This window comes from Ignavibacteriota bacterium (assembly GCA_013285405.1).
Lineage (GTDB): Bacteria > Bacteroidota > Ignavibacteria > Ignavibacteriales > Ignavibacteriaceae > IGN2.
The window spans coordinates 2,517,729-2,537,588 of the sequence record CP053446.1; the positions used below are offsets into that span (position 1 = coordinate 2,517,729).

21 protein-coding genes are annotated in these 19,860 nt (G+C 34.1%); 12 read left to right on the forward strand and 9 right to left on the reverse strand.

Features of this window, described 5'->3' with window-relative positions:
• Window positions 1-13 precede the first annotated feature (13 nt).
• The 7 genes from HND39_10945 to HND39_10975 all read right to left on the reverse strand — a co-directional run bounded on the left by HND39_10945 (window position 14) and on the right by HND39_10975 (window position 5,127).
• On the reverse strand, window positions 14-490 hold the full coding sequence (locus HND39_10945) for a hypothetical protein (protein QKJ96753.1): 477 nt from the start codon (window positions 488-490) through the stop codon (window positions 14-16).
• A 298-nt stretch (window positions 491-788) separates the two neighbouring features.
• Window positions 789-1,082 (reverse strand): hypothetical protein, encoded by a 294-nt coding sequence (locus tag HND39_10950; GenBank protein ID QKJ97975.1) that lies wholly within the window; start codon window positions 1,080-1,082, stop codon window positions 789-791.
• Window positions 1,083-1,145: 63 nt separating this feature from the next.
• Complete coding sequence (locus HND39_10955) at window positions 1,146-1,925, reverse strand: hypothetical protein (protein ID QKJ96754.1); 780 nt, start codon at window positions 1,923-1,925, stop codon at window positions 1,146-1,148.
• Window positions 1,926-2,450: 525 nt separating this feature from the next.
• Entirely contained in the window at window positions 2,451-2,795 is a 345-nt protein-coding gene (locus tag HND39_10960) for a hypothetical protein (protein QKJ96755.1), read from the reverse strand.
• A 62-nt stretch (window positions 2,796-2,857) separates the two neighbouring features.
• Window positions 2,858-3,055 carry a hypothetical protein gene (locus tag HND39_10965; protein QKJ96756.1) on the reverse strand — a complete coding sequence of 66 codons (198 nt, stop codon included), beginning with the start codon at window positions 3,053-3,055 and terminating at the stop codon, window positions 2,858-2,860.
• Window positions 3,056-3,199: 144 nt separating this feature from the next.
• Window positions 3,200-4,942, reverse strand: coding sequence for an RHS repeat-associated core domain-containing protein (locus HND39_10970; GenBank protein QKJ96757.1), 1,743 nt, complete (start codon window positions 4,940-4,942; stop codon window positions 3,200-3,202).
• A 5-nt stretch (window positions 4,943-4,947) separates the two neighbouring features.
• A complete protein-coding gene (locus tag HND39_10975; GenBank protein ID QKJ96758.1) occupies window positions 4,948-5,127 on the reverse strand; it encodes a hypothetical protein in 180 nt (59 codons plus the stop codon).
• A 190-nt stretch (window positions 5,128-5,317) separates the two neighbouring features.
• On the opposite strand from HND39_10975, the gene secA reads away from it, so the two are divergent.
• From secA to HND39_10995, 4 genes are all read left to right on the forward strand, one after another.
• The gene (gene secA, locus HND39_10980) at window positions 5,318-8,356 is read left to right on the forward strand and encodes a preprotein translocase subunit SecA (protein ID QKJ96759.1); all 3,039 of its coding nucleotides are present in this window, start codon (window positions 5,318-5,320) and stop codon (window positions 8,354-8,356) included.
• Between the two features lie 8 nt (window positions 8,357-8,364).
• Window positions 8,365-8,703: a P-II family nitrogen regulator gene (locus HND39_10985; protein ID QKJ96760.1), complete on the forward strand. Its 339-nt coding sequence runs from the start codon at window positions 8,365-8,367 to the stop codon at window positions 8,701-8,703.
• Window positions 8,704-8,746: 43 nt separating this feature from the next.
• Window positions 8,747-11,146 carry a tetratricopeptide repeat protein gene (locus HND39_10990; GenBank protein QKJ96761.1) on the forward strand — a complete coding sequence of 800 codons (2,400 nt, stop codon included), beginning with the start codon at window positions 8,747-8,749 and terminating at the stop codon, window positions 11,144-11,146.
• A gap of 103 nt (window positions 11,147-11,249) precedes the next feature.
• Window positions 11,250-11,906, forward strand: coding sequence for an ATP-binding protein (locus HND39_10995; protein QKJ96762.1), 657 nt, complete (start codon window positions 11,250-11,252; stop codon window positions 11,904-11,906).
• Between the two features lie 27 nt (window positions 11,907-11,933).
• On the opposite strand, the gene HND39_11000 is transcribed toward HND39_10995, so the two are convergent.
• Together HND39_11000 and rlmN are read right to left on the reverse strand one after the other, a co-directional pair.
• The gene (locus HND39_11000) at window positions 11,934-12,488 is read right to left on the reverse strand and encodes an RNA methyltransferase (GenBank protein ID QKJ97976.1); all 555 of its coding nucleotides are present in this window, start codon (window positions 12,486-12,488) and stop codon (window positions 11,934-11,936) included.
• Entirely contained in the window at window positions 12,488-13,570 is a 1,083-nt protein-coding gene (rlmN, locus tag HND39_11005; GenBank protein ID QKJ96763.1) for a 23S rRNA (adenine(2503)-C(2))-methyltransferase RlmN, read from the reverse strand. Before rlmN ends, HND39_11000 begins: the two co-directional genes overlap by 1 nt.
• A 160-nt stretch (window positions 13,571-13,730) precedes the next feature.
• Here rlmN and HND39_11010 point away from each other — a divergent pair, with 160 nt between their 5' ends.
• The 8 genes from HND39_11010 to queG all read left to right on the forward strand — a co-directional run bounded on the left by HND39_11010 (window position 13,731) and on the right by queG (window position 19,768).
• Window positions 13,731-14,876, forward strand: a complete 1,146-nt coding sequence (locus tag HND39_11010; protein ID QKJ96764.1) for an acyl-CoA dehydrogenase — start codon at window positions 13,731-13,733, stop codon at window positions 14,874-14,876.
• The gene (yidD, locus tag HND39_11015; GenBank protein ID QKJ96765.1) at window positions 14,866-15,327 is read left to right on the forward strand and encodes a membrane protein insertion efficiency factor YidD; all 462 of its coding nucleotides are present in this window, start codon (window positions 14,866-14,868) and stop codon (window positions 15,325-15,327) included. Before HND39_11010 ends, yidD begins: the two co-directional genes overlap by 11 nt.
• The gene (locus tag HND39_11020; protein QKJ96766.1) at window positions 15,324-16,169 is read left to right on the forward strand and encodes a hypothetical protein; all 846 of its coding nucleotides are present in this window, start codon (window positions 15,324-15,326) and stop codon (window positions 16,167-16,169) included. Before yidD ends, HND39_11020 begins: the two co-directional genes overlap by 4 nt.
• Window positions 16,153-16,995: a hypothetical protein gene (locus HND39_11025; GenBank protein QKJ96767.1), complete on the forward strand. Its 843-nt coding sequence runs from the start codon at window positions 16,153-16,155 to the stop codon at window positions 16,993-16,995. Before HND39_11020 ends, HND39_11025 begins: the two co-directional genes overlap by 17 nt.
• Before the next feature lie 163 nt (window positions 16,996-17,158).
• Window positions 17,159-17,491: a 4Fe-4S dicluster domain-containing protein gene (locus HND39_11030; GenBank protein QKJ96768.1), complete on the forward strand. Its 333-nt coding sequence runs from the start codon at window positions 17,159-17,161 to the stop codon at window positions 17,489-17,491.
• 125 nt (window positions 17,492-17,616) lie between these two features.
• A complete protein-coding gene (locus HND39_11035) occupies window positions 17,617-18,468 on the forward strand; it encodes an MBL fold metallo-hydrolase (GenBank protein QKJ96769.1) in 852 nt (283 codons plus the stop codon).
• Complete coding sequence (locus HND39_11040) at window positions 18,458-18,796, forward strand: Rieske (2Fe-2S) protein (protein QKJ96770.1); 339 nt, start codon at window positions 18,458-18,460, stop codon at window positions 18,794-18,796. The genes HND39_11035 and HND39_11040 overlap by 11 nt, the downstream gene beginning before the upstream one ends.
• Before the next feature lie 51 nt (window positions 18,797-18,847).
• A complete protein-coding gene (gene queG, locus HND39_11045; protein ID QKJ96771.1) occupies window positions 18,848-19,768 on the forward strand; it encodes a tRNA epoxyqueuosine(34) reductase QueG in 921 nt (306 codons plus the stop codon).
• Window positions 19,769-19,860: the final 92 nt, after the last annotated feature.

Sequence of the window (19,860 nt, forward strand, 5' to 3'; positions counted from 1 at the left end):
AAATGGTTAATGTTCAAATTTGTTGCCACATCTGCTTATTAAATTCTGATATTTTATTCTTATTAAAACTCCCAAATACATAATGACTTATTATAATTATTAAATTACTTCTACCAAATATTTTTATTGCAACAAAAACATTATCTGCTGAATTCTCACCATTAATCTCAACATTATAGGATAAATTTTGCTCCTCATAAATTGGTTCATCAAAGCTAAAATTTCCATTACTTCTCAATTGTAATAGATTTATTCGAGCTTCAATATTTTTAACTATCGTTTCAATAATGTTATCTTTTGACAATGGTGCCCTTTTAGCAATCTGATAAGTAATTTCAATCGTTTCTGTTTTGGATTTATGCATTAATGAAATGTTTTGTTTATCAGAATTGTCTTCCCATTCACCATCGATTGAAAATGAGATGTATTCATCATTATAAATAGAATTATTCCCATCGAATAGTATTTTGGTCTTCTTTTTAAAAAACATATCAATCACCTAAATATTTTCTTTCATCAAACTTCCTCAATCTTCAAATCACAATCAACAAGAATTTTAATAAAATTATGAACTCACCCTTATCCCTCTCTTGCCAAGAGAGGGAATTATTTTCAATAAAACGTAAAATGAAAATTTTTCTGTCAGTAAAAATAATTGAATGGAATTCTAATGATAATCCCTTCTCTTCTGAAGAGAAGGGTAGGGATGAGTTAGACTAATTGTTCTATTACTCAAATTTAAGGATAAATGGGATTGTTAGCACTTATAGGCAGTAAAAAGCAGCTAATTATTTTTTAACTAACCTGTTGACATCGTTTAAAACTCTTTCAGCGAATGAAAATGATTCCTTGCAAATCTTTTCATCAGGATAAAAATCAGGAAGTGCACTTCCGATTGGATACTTTGTTGGCAGATAAAGCCCGATTAGTATTACCGCAACAATTCCTCCAACAAATAAAATAAGCACTGGTTCAAGTAAGGAAGTAAGATTATCCAGGTAATGATCAAATTCACTACTATAGTAAATGCTCATTTGCATCAATACTTTGTCGAGCTCTGCACTTTCTTCGCCTGCAGCCAGTAATCTTGTAAACGTTGGGTCGAAGAATTGAGAAGACTTTACGTTTGAAGATAAAGTTTCCCCTTAAATTGTTTTCTTTAGTAGCAGGTCAATCTGGTTTTTGAATAAATGATTGGAGGTTATGTTTTTGGATATTTTAAGTGACTCTACTAACCCAACTTTGCTCTTTAATAATATTGCCATACTGAGCGAGAACCTCGCAAGCAAACCGGTTATATACATTTTAGAAACTACCGGTAATTTTACAAGAGATTTATCTACAAAATTTTTCTGGAACGATTCATTATTTTTTCCAAAATAAATTAATCCAGCAACCGACAGCAAAATAAAGAACAACAGAGTACTGTTATTTACGAGTCCCCTGCTCAGGATTAATAAAAGTTGAGTAATAACAGGAAGATCTGCCTGCACGGATTGGAAAAGCCCTTCAAAAGTTGGGATGATGAATAGAAGCATAAACGTTACAACACCAACTGCGACCACAAGAACCATTATTGGGTAACGCACTGCCTGCAGAATTTTACCTTTTAAACTTTGCATCTTTTGAAGATAGAGGGAATACTCAACAATCACCTCAGCAATTTCTCCTGTTTCTTCACCAACTTTTAAATTTGCAATAAATATATCCGCAAATTCACGTGGGTGTTTTGAAAAACTTTTTGAAAGGGAGGATCCACTTTTTATATCTTTAAGAATACTCTTTACAATAGCTTTCAACTTTTCATTTTTTGTCTGCTTTTGTATCAGCTCAAATGCCTGGATAACAGAAACCCGCGAGTATAAAAGAAGACCCAATACTCTTGTAAACTCTACAATTTCCTTATGAGGAATTTTATTGAACAAAGTATTCCTGTTTTTAACATTTTTATAATTTACCTGAAGTATTTTAACTTTTTGGAGGGTCAAATGAATCAGTATAATTACTGATATTTTTACTACGTAGTATCTCTGATAATAAATGAAATAACATCTAAACTCTGAAGTGCAAAATTGTTCTATTATGGTTGGTTCATAAGAATGGATGATAAACTCTTACCCGGAATATTTACTCTCACTGTTTCAAGCAGGCAGTCTTCTCTTTCCAGAGAAAGACTTATTGTTAACAATGTCTACACATTTAACATTCTGTCAGAAAAAATAAATGAAATGTTGTACAATGCTAATAGGTCTCTCCCTTTGTAGGGGAGACTTGTCCGCCACTGGCAGAGATTAAAGAGAGTTCAAATAAATTCCCATCTTAAAAGAAAGTGAGACTTACTAAAGTATTAAATAAAGGAGATTATTAAATAATAGATTTTCAGAGAAACAGTTTTCAAATGAAATTATGTAATTAACGCAATATATTTGATATCGTTTTTAAGTAGTAAACTATAGTTTATTTATTATATCATTATTAATGATATTAATTATTTTGGTCATTTTCTTTGCTTCTTCAACTTGGTACAATTCTGGATTCACATAATGATAACATCTATATCCAAGATCATTGCCAATCTCAACTATATATAAGCTTCCATCTAAAATAACATTACTATGAATAACCACCTCTTCATCTGGTAAATTCAGAATATCATTTCCCATTAGCTTTGCCCATAAAAGTTTCGTTTCAATTAAATTACTATCTAGTAAATTTATCTCCGGTTTATATAAACCAACTATATCTAGAATTCTATCGAAGGAACTTTGTAAATCATCCAGATAGTAAACACTCATAATATTATTTTTATTAACAATAAATACACCGTCACATCCATTTGAAACCGAATTCCAAATCCTCACTTCAAAATCAGAATCCTTAAACTCTTTTTTTGTAGGTCAGTTAAATCGTATTTTTCTGTGAAGTCTCTTGCAATTTCTTCATAACCAACTTTAAATGTAGAGTCATTGGGAGTAAAATTATAGTAGGATAATTGTCCAAAGATAGTGAATGTAGTACTCAACATGATAATCAACGCCATTATAAATAACTTCATTGCGGTATTTTATATTGTTTGATTCTGTAATAAAGTAGTTATTCTTAGACTAAAAGATAATAAAAAATTTTAAACTAGATTATATTTTTTTTTGACATACATAAAGTTATAATAGATAGCAAATCATAATTTACTATGATATCCTCACTTAAACCTATAAAAGTATCTCCCCCAAAAATTTATCTGACTATAATTTAACATAAAATAGTTTATAGACAAACCGACATTTGTGTAGCCCCCTCCATTAATTAAATAAATGTTCCAGCAGTCAATTACCGGTGAATCAATCAATCCTTGTGTCAAATCGACTTCACTCGGACCACCTGGGATCGTATGAGAGTGAATAGTCTGAGTTGTGCCTGGTGGAAGAAGTATTTCTTTTCTAATTTTTCTCCCTTCAGTAATTGTTTCACTTTGTTTCCATTTTCCCTTGAGTTGATCACCTTCGAAGATTGACCCCGCTTCATTCCCTTCGAGATGAGCTTCCCTTATTGCATTATCTATTTCTTCCCTATTTTCATCTAGCACAGGAATACCAGTTTTTCTATTATATCTAATTGTTTTTTCAAGATAATAATCGCCAACACTTATTAGACCTCCAATTAAAGCATTTTGTAAATAAGCTTCCTGTGAATTAATTCCGGCTGCTAATCCTCCGCCTACAAACGAAGCAAAAGGTCCCCCTATAGACTTTATTGAACCACCTAAGAATCCAGCTCCGAAACTTCGCCAAAACTCATTGGGCTTATCACCCGATAGCCAAGACATAGCCAAATCATTTAAACTACCGCTAATACCTGCACCAATCCCAGCAGATATCATTGCAGAAGAACCTGCAGTAATAGTCGATGTAAAGCCTGTGAAGGCCATTCCTAAACCAGCTGTTGCTACATTTATTGCCATAGAAGCCCCTATATATCCTAATAATCCAAAACCAGTTACGCCTTTTTCTCTAGCAATTTTTTCACCCATAATAGCTCCCAGAAAGAGAGGTACAACAAACCACCTACCATTTCTATCTACTCTAATAACAGGATTATTTCCCGCATAACCAAAAGGAGAGAAGTTCTGCATAGCAGGATCGTAGGCATAGAACATACCAAGCTCAGCATCGTACATTCTTGCTCTAAAGTTGTACAAACCGTTCTCGTCATCAAACTCCTGGCTTGTAAACTTATATGCTACATCTGTACTTACAGAGGAGTACATTATTCTCCCAAACGGAGAGTAGTTATATTTTGAGTCAACTTGATTACTGCTGTTTAGCACCATCCTTGTAGAACCAAGATGATCTTTAAGCACATAATTAACAGTACTGCCATCTTTGATTGCAACCAAACCTGTGGGACCATATATATAAAGGATTGTATTAATTAGAGTCGAAAACTCGTAATTTTTCTCAATCAAAGGATAATCACTTAAACCTCTAAAGTAAAAAGTTTTAAAAGTATGATCGTACAAAAGGAATTGTTTTAAGACCCGTTCATTCGCAGCATCATAAATGGACGATCCAATACTATTATATTCATCATCAATCGTGGTAGATGTTAAATTAAAATACGAATCATAGGTTAACGATATACTTTTAGGTGTAGAGTATATAATATTTCCATTTTTATCATGACTATATACTGTGTTTGCTGATCCATCCGTATTTTTAATAAGATTTGTGGCATCAAAATATTTATAGTTACGGTTAGTTCCTTCATTTATAAATAACAGGTTGCCGTTTGCATCAAATTTTGTTTCATTGTTAGTTCCGACACCGATATCATAGTTATTATATCCAGCCCACATACCAAAATGGTCTGCTACCTGCATTCTTCCTAAATTATCATACTTAAATTGAGTGATATAGTCGTACAGATTAGCAATACTCTTATCCATAAATGCTATCTGTGAAATATTACCGGTGTAGTACCCGCATTTCCATAACCGTCGGAATGATACAACAACTCTTCTGACATATAGCTATCTTCTATTTTGCTGAGCCATCCATGGTTGTTATAGGTTAATGTACGGGTTACAGCATTGTTGTTAAAATATTCCCATTTCAATGTTCTTATACTCATCTGATTATCTTCTTGCAAGAATCAACTTTTTATTTCTTAAATATCTTTAATATTTAAAAAACAAACAACAAAAATCTTGAAATACCGTTTAACAAAATTAAAAGTCTATTCTAACCAAAATTTCTTAAATTGCATTTCAAAACTTACATAAGTATGTTAAACGCACTTTTATTAAGGAGTTAGACACTGAATGTTAAATGTAATTAAGAAAATATTTGGCGATAAGCATGAGAAAAGTCTTAAGCTTTTATGGCCGGTAGTTGAAGAAATAAATCAGGAATATGAAAAGCTGAAACAGCTTTCCGATGATGAATTACGTGCAAAAACACAGGAATTCAAAAATAAAATAAATGAATTCACCGCTGAAACAAGAAAACAAATTGATGAGTTAAAATCAAAACTTCAAAGCGATGAAGATTTTGACAGAGGTACGGCTTACGATGAACTTGATGGATTAAATGATAAACTTGATGAAGAATATGAAGAAATATTAAGTCAAATTCTTCCTGAAGCATTTGCAGTTGTGAAATCAACCTGTGAAAGATTGGTTGGAAAAAGCTGGACAGTTGTCGGAAATAAAATTACCTGGGATATGATTCCGTACGATGTTCAGCTTATCGGTGGAGTAGTTCTTCATCAAGGTAAAATTGCAGAAATGGCAACCGGAGAAGGTAAAACTCTCGTTGCAACACTTCCTGTTTATTTGAACGCACTCACCGGTAGAGGAGTTCATCTTGTAACTGTGAACGATTATCTTGCTCAACGTGACAGCGAATGGATGGGAGAGATTTATAAATTCCACGGACTTACTGTCGGCTGCATTCTCAACACGATGGAACCTCGCCAAAGAAAAGAAATTTATAATCGTGATATCACATTCGGAACAAACAATGAATTTGGTTTCGATTATCTGCGTGATAATATGGCAATTGATAAAGAAGGACAAGTTCAACGTGGACATAATTATGTAATTGTGGATGAAGTTGACTCCGTTCTCGTTGATGAAGCAAGAACACCACTTATTATTTCCGGTCCGGTTGATGTTGATGATCATAAATTTATGGAAATGAAACCCAGGATTGAAAGGATTTTTAAAAAGCAGAAGAATATTGTTGCAAGCATGTTGGCTGAAGCAGAAAAAATTCTTGAGGAACAAGGTGCAACGCCTGAAGCTGGCGTTCATATTTTCAGAGCATTCAGAGGTTTACCGAAAAATAATAAGCTGATGAAAATTCTAAGTGAAGCTTCTAACAAAAAACTTATGCAGGAAACCGAACTTGAGTATCTCCGCGAAAAAGCAAAGAATATGTACATAATTGATGACGAACTTTATTTTGTAATTGATGAAAAAAACAATAGTATTGAATTAACAGAAAAAGGTCGTGAAGAACTTGCTCAGGGGAGCGGAATGGAAAAAGATTTCTTTATTCTTCCCGATCTTGGAACAGAGATAAGCAAATTTGAAAATGATCCGGATCTTTCCGAACAGGAAAAAATTCAAAAAAAAGATGTGCTTTATTCAAAATACTCTGAAGCAAGTGAAAGAATACATACGCTTCATCAGTTGTTAAAAGCGTACACATTGTTTGATAAAGATGTTGAGTATGTTGTAACAGAAGACGGAAAAATTGCCATCGTTGATGAGTTTACAGGTCGTGTTCTGCCGGGAAGAAGATACAGCGATGGACTTCATCAGGCAATTGAGGCAAAAGAAAATGTAAAAGTACAAAGAGATTCACAAACACTGGCGACAATCACACTCCAAAATTATTTCAGGATGTATAAAAAACTTGCTGGTATGACCGGAACTGCTGAAACTGAAGAGAATGAGTTTTTCCAGATATATAATCTTGAAGTAGTTGTGATACCTACAAATAAAGATTGTGTAAGAGATGATACGGATGATTCAATTTATAAAACTAAAAGAGAAAAATATAATGCAGTAATAGAAAAAATTGAAGAATTGAAAAAAGAGGGAAGACCTGTACTAGTAGGTACAACTTCAGTTGAAGTGTCTGAAACAATCAGCAGAATGTTGAAAAGAAAAGGAGTTCAGCATAATGTTTTGAATGCAAAACAGCATCAGAGGGAAGCAGAAATTGTTGCACATGCAGGTGAAATAAGTGCTGTTACTATCGCAACGAATATGGCAGGAAGAGGAACCGATATAAAACTTGGTGCCGGAGTAAAAGACAGAGGCGGGCTTTATATTCTTGGAACTGAAAGACACGAATCGAGACGTATTGATCGTCAGTTACGTGGTCGTTCAGGAAGACAGGGAGATCCCGGAACATCTAAATTTTATCTTTCACTTGAAGATGATCTGATGAGATTATTTGGTTCTGATCGTATTTCATCTATCATGGAAAGAATGGGATTGAAAGAAGGTGAAGTTATTCAACATCCGTTAATAAGCCGATCAGTTGAAAGAGCGCAGAAGAAAGTTGAGGAAAATAATTTCTCAATCAGAAAACGTCTGCTCGAATACGATAATACAATGAACTCTCAAAGAGAGGTTATCTATACAAAACGAAATCGTGCACTTCAGGGAGACAGGCTGAAAAGTGAAGTTTTCGATTTACTTGATGAATACATATCAGCATTAGTTGACACTTATTTTGATAATGCAGAAGCAGATCTGCTGCGGGAGGAACTAATGATGAAACTTCTTGTTGATATCAAGATTGAACCAGACGAATTTGATAAACTCGGTAAAGATGGATTGAAAGAAAAGATTCTTAATGCTGCAAAAGATTTTTATAATAAAAAAGAACAGATGCTTGGTTCAGAATTAATGGCGCGATTAGAACGTTATGCAATGCTGAGTGTGATAGATACAAAATGGAAAGAGCATCTCAGGGAAATGGATGACCTGAAAGAAGGAATTGGACTTCGGGCGTATGGTCAAAAAGATCCGCTTGTTGAATACAAAGGTGAATCATTTAAATTATTTGTTTCACTGCTTGAACAAATAAGAAATGACGTTGTGTCATTTACATTCAAATTTTTCCCGCACGCGCCGGGAGAAGTTCAGCAGCAGAGACGACAACCTGTAACAAGAATGACTGAGAGTAAAGCTGTGACTACAAATATTGGATTGCAGCAAAAACCTGGCTCACCGCAGGTTGCCGGGAAGATGCAGCCCATTCAGGTTGCAGAAAAAGTTGGAAGGAATGATCCCTGTCCTTGTGGCAGCGGAAAAAAATATAAAAACTGTCACGGAAAATAGGAGGTTCTGTGAAAAAAATAGAAGCGATAATACGACCATTCAAACTTGAAGAAGTTAAGGAATCTCTTGTTGAAATTGGAATTCGAGGTTTGACAATTTCTGAAGTAAGAGGTTACGGCAGACAAAAAGGTCATACTGAAACTTACCGCGGAAGCGAATACCGGATTGAATTTGTACCCAAAATAAAAATCGAAGTTGTGGTAGAGGATTCCAAAGCAGAAAAAATTATCGATGCAATTATGAAAATTGCAAAAACGGGTCAGGTTGGAGACGGTAAGATATTTATTTATAATGTTGAGGATGTAGTCAGGATTAGAACAGGGGAATCAGGCAAAGACGCCCTTTAAATTGCCTTTTTGTTTTATTTATTCTTTAATAGTTTCAAGTGCAATGATCACCGATCTCTTTAAAGATAGAATTTATTTTTTATTTTCAATTTTGATTATTCTAACCGGTTGCGGTGTCTGGGATAACTTCATCACTTACTTCAATCTTTACTATAATGCAGATGAGCTCTACACAAAAATTGAAAAACAGATAACAGATCAGAAAAAAGACCTGTTTTCTGTTGAACCATCCACAATTCCTCCGGCTGCAAATGCAGACGTTCAGAAATTAATAGAAAAATGTTCAGCCATTCTTCAGTTCCATTCAAATTCTTCTTATGTAGATGAAGCACTGTTGATGCTGGGAAAAGCTTTTTACTATCAGAAGAACTATATGAAATCCCAGCAGAAATTTAAAGAACTAATCGCAAGTGATCCGGAAGGTGAGTATGCACTCGAATCAAAACTTTGGATCGGCAAGTGTGATATGAGATTAAGAAATTATTCCGATGCTTTGGCAACTCTTACAGAAGTAAGAGACATAGGAATAGAAGAAGATGAAGAAGAAATTGTTGAGCAGGCTTATATTGAGGAGATTGTTTACAGAAAAACTATAAATGATATTCCTGCTGCAATACAGGTTGCAAATGAATTCCTCGGAATATCAGATAATGAAACAATCAATGCTGAGCTTTGGCACGAAGTAGGTAACCTGAATATGCAGATTGGTGATATCCAGAATGCTGTAATAGCATACGAACAGGTATTTGAACATTCACCAGCGTATGACCTTGAAGTTTCTGCAAAACTCAAACTTGGTAATGCACTCAGGCAAATCGGCGAACCCGAAAGAGCTTATGATATTTTCACTAACATGCGTTCAGAAGATAAGTATGCTGATAAATATTCAGATATAGATCTTGAAATTGGTATTACAGAAAATGCTCTTGGTAATTATGAGGCAGCAATTACTAAACTAACTGTGGTTGATACCACTTATAAAAATACTTCCGTTGCTGGTGCTGCCAAATATGAAATTGGCAGCGTTTATGAACACGGATTAAAATTGCTGGATAGTGCAGCGGTTTATTATCAAAAAGCCTCAACTTCTCAGCTACCAAAAGAATATATTCAACCTGCAAAAGAGAAGCAGCGTTTATTCAACCGGTATGTAATTATAAAGCGGGAATTGACTAAATACGGAAAACAGTTGTTCTATTTGCAATATCCTGAGCAATTCGCAATGGATTCAATAAAGTACGTACAGGATTCATTAGCTATCGCAGAAGAAATTAAAAATGTTCAGGAACTGCAGGAAAGCTGGTCGGGACTTGAGACATTACTTCTTGGTGATACCGATACAACGGGATTTTATTTTGATTCTTTAAAAGTAGCTGATACTCTGGTTGTTCATCTCAAAGACTCGCTGGAGTTTATAAACAGAGATACGATAATGACAAAAGTACGATATCCCAAACCGGAAGATTCATTACTCGTAGCACAATTTGATAGTATGTTTACTAACCGGACTTTCGATCCGAATGCGAAAGTTCTCCTCGAACAAAAAATGCGCGAACGCGAAGCGCTTGCTAACCAACTGATTTCAGCTTTGCCTGACACACTTAAGTTTAAAAATAATCCTCCGAGAAAACCGAAAATAAGTGAGGATTCTCTAAAAACACTTGTTGCAAAAAATCAACTTGATCTTGGCAATCTATTTTTATCTGAATTTGATCTGCCTGATTCTGCTTATAAATATTATTACAGCAACCTCACCGAGTATCCTGACAATTCATATTATGCAAATTCATTGTTTGCAATGGGCAGCTACTATCTTACAGAAGATAATCAGAAAAGTGCTGATAGTCTTTTCAACATTATTTACGATAATTATAAAAATGAAAGTATAGTTAACGCAGCAGCAGTAAAGCTGAATAAACCACTTATAGATTTGAAATATGATCCGGCGGTTAATGAATACAAACTTGCAGAAGAATTTTTACTTGCAGGAGATTATTATTCAGCAATTAACAAACTGAAAGAAATACCTGAGTTGTATCCAAATTCTGATATTGCGCCAAAAGCTATTTATGCTTCCGGCTGGATAGAGGAGAATGAGCTTAAAGATTATCCGGCAGCAGTTACAGCTTACGATACACTCATCTTAAAATATCCTGCGTCTGAATATGTTCGCGTGGTTGCACCAAAAGTTACAGCATATAAACAGGAAAAAAAGAAACAGGAAACTGCATTACTTGATTCTTTGAATGCATTAGTGGTAGCAGATTCAAATGGAGTTAACAATATGGTTAATGTTGACTCTTTAGCTGTTACTCCACTTGATACGATTCAGGTCGCTTTGGAAGAGGAACAGCAGCTTCCCGAACAAAAACAAACAGTAAGCGAGAAGAAAAAGCTCCCTGTAAATAAAGAGCCTGTCTGGAATCCACGCAGGCGAAGATAGTTCCAAGATCAAAGAAGAAAGAATAATATTTTTAATCTTTTGACTTTAATCTTTTATCTTAATTTTTAAACTGTTCATCTCATTTATCTATTTCAATTGAAACATGAACCGACGTCATCTTTTAGAGTTGATCGAAGAAGGGGAAAATCTTCAGGTTGAATTCAAAAGACATTTTACCACACCAGAGAAAATTGCAAGAGGGATGATCGCTTTTGCTAATACAAAAGGGGGTTATATGATTTTTGGTGTAGATGATGACAGAGAAGTCGTTGGTGTTGATAGCGAAAAAGCAGAATCTGAAATGATTAAAAATGCTGCTGAGAATTTCTGTGAACCTCCTTTAAAGTATTCGATAGATTATATTGAAGTTTATGGAAGGGAAGTTGTTGTAGTCAGCATTCCTGAGTCAGATAATAAACCTCATCGTCTTCAGGATTACGAAAATGAATTGGATATTAATAAAGCAATTGTGCTTGTAAGGGTGAATGATAAAAGTGTTACAGCAAGTAAAGAGACGGTTAGGATACTGAGAGCAAATTCTTCAAATCTTGCATTAAAAAAATATCAGATCGGTGATGTTGAAAAAAGAGTTTTTGAGTATTTATCTCTTTATGAAAAAATTTCTGTTAAGGAATTAAGTAATCTTGTAAACATTTCCGAAAGAAGAGCGTCGAGAACTCTTGTAAAAATGGTTCGTGCAAACCTGTTGTTAATTCATACTAAAGATAACGGGGAAGAGTTTTTTACTGCGGCAGTGTAGTGGAAATTCCAAGTCACAAAAAACAAATTACAAATCAAATATTTCTCTTAATCTAAAAACCGATACCCCATAAGCTACTGCAACATTTAATGATTGCTTAATTCCGAATTGCGGAATCTCAATCGAAAAATCACACATATCTAAAATTTCCTGCGATACTCCTGTAATTTCATTTCCAACAACAAGACACAAAGGGAAAATATCTTTCTTCAGTTCATAATAAGGAAAACTTTTGCTCGTTAGTTCGAGCGCACAAACTTTTATTCCATTCTCTTTCATTCGTCTCACAACTTCTTTAGGATCTTTAACATATTCCCATTTAACACTTTCTGTTGAACCGAGAGAAGTTTTCAAAACATCTTTTTTGCCATTTGGAAGTTCAGGATGTGGAGGATACGGTGTGTAGCCGCAAAGGAAAAGTTTTTCGATCATTGCTCCATCGGAAGTCCTGAATATCGAACCAACATTATATGAACTTCTGATACTGTTCAACACAACATAAACAGGAAGTTTTTTCACTTTGTGTAATGAATCTAAAGTACTTCTGTTCTTTGCTATTTCATCGTGAGTAAGTTTTCTCATCATAAAGCCCCTTTCCTTAGGAAAGGGGTAGGGGGATAGGCAAGTTGTCCACAAGCCGCAGCAATATCATCACCTTGTGTATTTCGCAGCATAATAGTAATATTTTTTTCTCTTAGTTTATCAGCAAACTCCTGAATTCTCTCCATTGAAGTTGAACGAAGTTTTCCTGAAAAACCTGTTGGATCCATATGTTCAAGTGAGTTGAACGGAATAATATTTAATTTACTTGGGATTGTACTCATCAATCTTGCAAGAGCTTTTATATCTTCATCCCGATCATTTATTCCGTCAAGCATAACATACTCAAAAGTGATTCGAGTATTAGTTTTCGCAGCATAACTTTTTAACACTTCGATGTTTTCTTTGAGAGAATACTTTTTGTTGATCGGCATTATTTTATTTCTTATCTCTTCAAAACAAGAATGAAGCGAAAATGCGAGCTTAACTTTCAATCCTGTTTCTTGCAGCTCTTGAATTTTTGGAGCAATACCTGCGGTTGAAACAGTTATTTTCTTCAAACTTATTCCTGTCGTTAATTCTTCTGCAAATATTTCCAGAGACTTTAAAGTTTCTTTGAAGTTCAGAAGTGGTTCGCCCATTCCCATATAAACGATATTCGTTATTTCACTTTCTTTATAATCTTTACTTGCAAGCTTGTACTGATCAAATATTTCTCCTGATGTTAAATTTTTTTTGTATCCCATCAATCCGGTTGCACAGAATTTACAATCAAGAGGACAGCCAACTTGAGTTGAAATACACAGTGTCGTTCGTTTTTTCTCTGGAATTACAACTGACTCGATTTTATCTCCGGTATGGGTTTCAAAAATATATTTCTTTGTTCCGGTTGATGGAGAAATTTCGCTGATAGAGTATCGGAGAGTATCGATTGTCAATTTTTCAGAAAGATTATTTCTCAATGATTTTGGAAGATTGCTCATCTCATCAAAACTGTCAACCATATCACCGTACATCCATTTAAATACCTGTTTGGCTCTGAAAGCAGGTTGGCTTTGTGTGATAAAATATTCCCTTAATTCTGAGAGAGTTAATCCTTTAAGTGTCTCTATTGCTTTAATCATAATCCAAAAATAATCTAAGACATCACCTTTGACAACACGAATAATCAATTCAATTTAAAAAATTCGTTGTCTTAGATTTCAGATTGCATTATTTTTGTCAAAGAAAATTATTCAACTCTAATATCTATCTAACTTGTTAAAATAAAATACGGGGTAAAGAATGAATTTTGATTTTACTGAAGAACAATTGATGATCCAGGAATCTGCTCGTGATTTCGCTCAAAACGAAATTGCTCAATCTTCTGTTCAAAGAGATATCAATGCAGAATTTCCAGCAGATATAATTAAAAAAATGGGAGAACTTGGATTTATGGGAATGATGGTTTCACCGGATTATGGCGGAGCCGGATTGGATACGATTAGCTATGTACTTGCAATGATAGAAATTTCGAAAGTAGATGCAAGTGTTGGAGTAATAATGTCAGTCAACAATTCACTCGTCTGCTGGGGTTTAGAAGAATACGGTTCAGAGTATCTGAAGCAAAAATATTTAGTTCCGCTGGCAAAAGGTGAAAAGCTTGGTGCATTTGCTCTTTCAGAACCCGAAGCAGGCAGTGATGCAACCCAGCAGCATACAATGGCTGATAGAGATGGTGATTATTTTATTTTGAATGGAATGAAAAATTGGATTACAAACGGAACGACTGCTGATTATTATTTAGTGATGGCAACAACTGATAAATCTAAAGGACACAAAGGTATTTCGACATTCATTGTTGAAAAAGGAACACCTGGATTCGGTCAGGGAAAAAAAGAAGATAAACTTGGAATAAGAAGTTCGGATACTTGTTCGTTGACTTTTGAGAATTGCAGAGTTCCAAAAGAAAATATTGTTTGGGAAGAAGGTAAAGGATTTAACTTTGCAATGAATACATTGAATGGTGGAAGGATCGGGATCGCATCCCAGGCATTAGGAATTGCAGAAGCTTCACTTGAAGCATCAATTAAATATTCAAAAGAAAGAAAAGCTTTCGGAAAAGAAATTGCAAATCTTCAGGCAATTCAGTTTAAGCTTGCGGATATGGCTTTAAAAGTTGACGCGGCAAAATTATTAACTTTAAAAGCTGCTGCTTTGAAAGATGTTCACAAAAAATATTTTGCAGAAGCTGCGATGGCAAAACTTTATGCTTCAAAAGTTGCAGTAGAATGTGCACTTGAAGCTATTCAGGTTCACGGCGGATATGGTTATGTCAGAGAATATTTAGTTGAAAGATATCTGCGTGATGCCAAGATCACAGAAATTTATGAAGGCACTTCTGAAATTCAGAAAATAGTGATTGCAAGGTCGCTGCTTGATGCAAAGTAAAATCAAATTATTATTGATTTTTCTTTTATCTTCCTCTGCTGCTTTTAGTCAGATTGAAAATCTCAAATGGCAAAAGGCAGATATATCATACGAAAAAGAAATTCATTTTACTAAAAGGAATTATTCATTTGAATCAGAAAGTGCCGGAGAGTTTGTGAGCAAATCACTGGCAAATGCTTACTGGTTTTTTATTTCTGATGTGGATGGTGACAATTGTCCATTCAGACCAACCTGTTCATCATTTTTAATTCAGTCTGCGAAAGTGACAAATATTTTCCAGGCATCTTTGATGTTCTTCGATAGATTTACCCGTGATATGAATATTATAAAGAATCATAATCATTATCCGCGGGTAAGTACAGGTTATTATTATGATCCACCTGATAACTACACTTTAAACAGAAAAAATATCAAATATTTGCCACCAGAATTTATAGTTGATGATGAATGAGAAAATATCTTACACTTTTCTTTCTGATCCATTCAGTAACTTTTGCACAATCTTCTTCTTTCGATTTTTATTCACATGAAAATATAAAAAAATTCGCTGATCATCTTTTTTGCGAAGGTGATTATCTTCGCGCTATAGAGCAATACGCACAAATTGATAATCAGTTAGTTAATGATACCATCCATTTTAAGATTATGATTGGATATTCTGAATTAAGTCTTTATCAGAATTCAAACGACTATTTGAAAACACTTTCAGCCGGCTCAAAACTCTTTCCTGATGCGTATTTATTATCTTTAAAAAATAAAATGCTGATTGAAACAAAACCACTTTCTGTCTCCGATAGTTTATTATTTGAAAATCAGTATGTATCAAGAATAAATAAGCTAAATAGCGTTTCGATGTTATATGCTGACTCAATTATGATATTAAAAGAAGATTTAATCAGACCTTTCAGCGAAGAAGAGAAAAGAATCGTTTCGTTGTATTATGATTTAAAAACAAATCCACCATATAAAAGTGCTGAACTTTCAGGAATTATGTCTGCAATTATTCCGGGCAGCGGAAAGATGTATGTTGGTGAATGGAGTGATGGAATTGCAGCTTTTCTGGTAACTGGTCTTTTCGCATTTCTTGCGTATGATAATTTTCGGGCTGATCACACAACACGTGCCTGGATATTTACTGGTCTTGGAGCTTTTTTCTATGCAGGAAATGTGTATGGCTCAATTGCATCTGCGCAAATATTTAATGCACGCGTTGATTTTAAATTTAACGATGGTTTAAAATTATTTCTCGAAGAAAAAAATTATTTTGTCCCTGAATATGATTTCTGTAATTAAACAATCATTCATCGCAGCTTTTTTGTTATTATCAGCACAAAAGTTGTTTGCTCAAAATGTTTTTGAACAGCAATTCAATTTTGCAAAGAATTTATTTGATGAAGAAAAATATTTTGATGCTGTTACTGAATTTAAAAGACTTCTCTTTTTTGATTCATCAGGAGTTTATGATTATGACGCAAATTTTAAGATTGGACTTAGTTATAAAGTAGGAGCTTACTTTTCTGATGCAGTTCATTATTTCACAATTGCTGAATTACGTTCAAAAACATTCGATGAGTTATTCAAATCCCGAATTGAAATCATCAAAATAAATATATTGAGAAGAACAACCGTCAGAGCTTTTGAACTACTGGATTCATTGCAAAATGATTCAAGATTTGAAAATAAAACTGATGAAATAAATTATTGGCGTGGATGGACATTTATTTTTTCAGATGATTGGGAAAAAGCATCACAGTCTTTTTCTAAAATAAAAACTGACCATCAACTTGCAACTTTCTGTGATTCAATTGCTGAAGACTTGTATAATCCAACTCTTGCAAAAACTTTGTCAATAATCCCTGGTGCAGGACAATTTTATACTGGAGAATATCTTAACGGATTAATTTCTATTGGCTGGAATGTTCTTTGGGGCTATCTTACGATTAATGCTTTTATAGAAGACAGGATATTTGATGGATTTGCTGTCGGAACTCTTTTATGGTGGAGATTCTATTCAGGAAATATTCAGAATGCAGAAAAGTTTGCTGTTGATAAAAATCTGGAAACAACCAATACAGCTCTTAGTCATTTACAAAATAATTTTAGTGGAATAAAACCTTAAAATTTTCAGATAATACAAAATAATTAGAATTATATACTTCATTAATCGTATTTTGGCTTGTCAAGGATTGTATTTTTTATAAATTTCAGAAGAACTTTTCAGAAATTTATCCTGTTTTAAAAATAGGGTTCAAAAATAGAATTAAAATTAAAGGAGAACTGTTATGGCAATTATGATAACTGAAGAATGTATCAACTGCGGTGCTTGCGAACCTGAATGTCCGAATACTGCGATATATGAAGGTGGAGTTAATTGGGAATTATCTGGTAAATCTTATGGTGATGGTGACGCTGCTCCATCTGGTGCAAACGGATTTTATTCTGCCGAATTTTTCTACATAGTACCTGATAAATGTACAGAGTGTAAAGGATTTCATGATGAACCTCAATGTGCGGCAGTTTGTCCGGTTGATTGCTGCATTCCGGATCCAAAACATGTCGAAACAGAAGAGCAGCTTCTTGCCAGGAAAGATTATCTAGATGGATTAGGAAGGTAATAAATTTATTTACGATGAACCCCGGCATTGTCGGGGTTTTTTATTTTAAATCTTTTCTTTCTGTGAATTGAAATCATTCTTTTTTATTTTGGGGAAGAAACAATAAATCAAATTGATTAATTCTAATGAAAATCGGTAAATATAAACTCGGGATTATCAATTCAGGTTCTTTCGGGCTTGATGGCGGTGCTATGTTCGGGATTATTCCAAAACCTCTCTGGCAAAAAACAAATCCTGCCGATGATGTAAATCGTGTCAGACTTGCAACAAGAAATTTATTGCTTGAAAGTGATTCTAAAAAAATAATCATCGATACAGGAATGGGCAGCAAGTGGGATGAAAAATCAAAAAATATTTATGCTATTGATGAAATGTTATCAATGAATTCAGCACTGGAATCCAAGGGATTAAAAGCTGAAGACATTACAGATGTTTTCCTGACTCATCTTCACTTTGATCATACTGGCGGTTCAACCTTTTCTGTAAATGCTAAATTTCAGCCTGCCTTTCCAAATGCAAAATATTATGTTCAAAAGCAGAATTATGAATGGGCAATCAATCCTTCCGACAGAGATAGAGGAAGCTATATAAAAGAAAACTTTCAGCCGTTGATGGATGAAGGAGTACTCAAATTCACAAACGGTAATTCAATGTTTGATGATGAAATTGAATTCTTAGTTATAAACGGACATACATTCGGTCAGCAGATGATTAAAATCTCTGATGGAATCAACACAATATTATTTTGTTCTGATCTTATGCCGTTCATCTCACACATTTCACTTCCCTATATAATGGGATATGATCTTCAACCTCTTGTAACTCTCGAAGAAAAATTAAAGTACCTAAAACTCGCATTGGATGAAAACTGGAAATTGTTTTTCGGTCACGATCCTGATTTTGCTGTTGCAACAGTTAAAAAACTAAATGAAAGATATGCAGTTGATAAATCGTTCAGAACATTTGATGAAACTTGAAGAAGATGGTTATGTTTTTCTTTGTGTAAAAAGTGATTTACAAGAAAACATAGGTAGAAAATTTATTATCAATGATATTGAGATTGCTGTATTTAAAATAAATTCTGAAATATTCGCATTGAGTAACACTTGTCCTCATCAGCAAACTCGTTTAATTTATGACGGATTTGTAGAAGATGAATTTGTTGTCTGTCCAGCTCACGGTTGGAAATTTAATCTTCGGACCGGGAAAAAAGATTCAGGAAGCAATGGTTTGCAAGTTTATCCGGTAGAAGTTGTTGATGATAAAATTTATGTGAAGGTTTCACCAAAAGAATTGAGATGGTAATGCCCCACCTAAATCCTCCCCAAAGGGGAGGACTTTTTTAATCAAACAAATATGAAGTTATCGAATGAAATAGTGGTTGAAAAGGCGAAAGCAGTTGGTTTTGATCTGATCGGTTTTGCCAAAGCCGAAATTCTGAAAATCGAATCTCAGAATCTTCAGAAGTGGTTGGACAAAAATTATCAGGCTGGTATGAATTATATGGAAAAGAATTTTGAAAAGAGGAAAGACATAAATCAAATTCTTACAAATGCAAGATCAGTTATTTCACTTGGACTTAATTACTATACTCCGCATTCATTTTCAAATGAAATTACTAAAGGTAAAGTTTCAAGATATGCCTGGGGAAAAGATTATCATCTGATTATCTGGTCAATGCTTGATAAACTGGAAGAAGATTTAAAAAGTATTGATCCGGCGTTTGAAAGTATTTCGTATGTTGATACCGGACCAGTGATGGATAAAGCCTGGGCAGTTCGTTCTGGAATTGGCTGGCTTGGAAAACACACAAATGTAATCAATCGCGAAATCGGGAGCTGGTTTTTTATAGCTAACATAATTACCAATTATGAATTTGATTACTCCGATCAGATTCCTGATTTCTGTGGTACCTGTACTGCATGTCTTGATGCTTGTCCAACTGGTGCAATTGTTCAGGAATATGTTGTTGATGCAAATAAATGTATTTCTTATCTGACGATAGAGAATAAAGGAAAAATATCAGAAGAATTTATTGGAAAGTTTGATAACTGGCTTTTCGGTTGTGATATATGTCAGGATGTTTGTCCATGGAATCAAAAATTTTCAGTTGAAACTTTAATAAATGATTTTCAACCTCAAAACAAAGAGTTGAAATTGATCGATATTTTTGAAATGAAAGAAGAGGAGTTCAAAGAAAAATTTCGAACTTCGCCTATTAAAAGAGCAAAGCTGAATGGATTAAAACGCAATGCATCATATCTTAAAAATCGTTGAATTAATAAAGGATTTCTCGTACTAATCAACAAATTCATCTATTATACTAATAGCATGTATGCATAAATGCATGTATGTATGATCGTATTCAA

What these genes read in the sequence shown, in the direction of transcription:
- HND39_10945 (QKJ96753.1), bottom strand. Translation starts at nt 490, where the DNA reads ATGTTTTTTAAAAAGAAGACCAAAATACTATTCGATGGGAATAATTCT.
- HND39_10960 (QKJ96755.1), bottom strand. Translation starts at nt 2,795, where the DNA reads ATGAGTGTTTACTATCTGGATGATTTACAAAGTTCCTTCGATAGAATT.
- HND39_10965 (QKJ96756.1), bottom strand. Translation starts at nt 3,055, where the DNA reads ATGAAGTTATTTATAATGGCGTTGATTATCATGTTGAGTACTACATTC.
- HND39_10970 (QKJ96757.1), bottom strand. Translation starts at nt 4,942, where the DNA reads ATGGATAAGAGTATTGCTAATCTGTACGACTATATCACTCAATTTAAG.
- HND39_10975 (QKJ96758.1), bottom strand. Translation starts at nt 5,127, where the DNA reads ATGAGTATAAGAACATTGAAATGGGAATATTTTAACAACAATGCTGTA.
- secA (QKJ96759.1), top strand. Translation starts at nt 5,318, where the DNA reads ATGTTAAATGTAATTAAGAAAATATTTGGCGATAAGCATGAGAAAAGT.
- HND39_10990 (QKJ96761.1), top strand. Translation starts at nt 8,747, where the DNA reads ATGATCACCGATCTCTTTAAAGATAGAATTTATTTTTTATTTTCAATT.
- HND39_10995 (QKJ96762.1), top strand. Translation starts at nt 11,250, where the DNA reads ATGAACCGACGTCATCTTTTAGAGTTGATCGAAGAAGGGGAAAATCTT.
- HND39_11000 (QKJ97976.1), bottom strand. Translation starts at nt 12,488, where the DNA reads ATGAGAAAACTTACTCACGATGAAATAGCAAAGAACAGAAGTACTTTA.
- rlmN (QKJ96763.1), bottom strand. Translation starts at nt 13,570, where the DNA reads ATGATTAAAGCAATAGAGACACTTAAAGGATTAACTCTCTCAGAATTA.
- HND39_11010 (QKJ96764.1), top strand. Translation starts at nt 13,731, where the DNA reads ATGAATTTTGATTTTACTGAAGAACAATTGATGATCCAGGAATCTGCT.
- yidD (QKJ96765.1), top strand. Translation starts at nt 14,866, where the DNA reads ATGCAAAGTAAAATCAAATTATTATTGATTTTTCTTTTATCTTCCTCT.
- HND39_11020 (QKJ96766.1), top strand. Translation starts at nt 15,324, where the DNA reads ATGAGAAAATATCTTACACTTTTCTTTCTGATCCATTCAGTAACTTTT.
- HND39_11025 (QKJ96767.1), top strand. Translation starts at nt 16,153, where the DNA reads ATGATTTCTGTAATTAAACAATCATTCATCGCAGCTTTTTTGTTATTA.
- HND39_11030 (QKJ96768.1), top strand. Translation starts at nt 17,159, where the DNA reads ATGGCAATTATGATAACTGAAGAATGTATCAACTGCGGTGCTTGCGAA.
- HND39_11035 (QKJ96769.1), top strand. Translation starts at nt 17,617, where the DNA reads ATGAAAATCGGTAAATATAAACTCGGGATTATCAATTCAGGTTCTTTC.
- HND39_11040 (QKJ96770.1), top strand. Translation starts at nt 18,458, where the DNA reads ATGAAACTTGAAGAAGATGGTTATGTTTTTCTTTGTGTAAAAAGTGAT.
- queG (QKJ96771.1), top strand. Translation starts at nt 18,848, where the DNA reads ATGAAGTTATCGAATGAAATAGTGGTTGAAAAGGCGAAAGCAGTTGGT.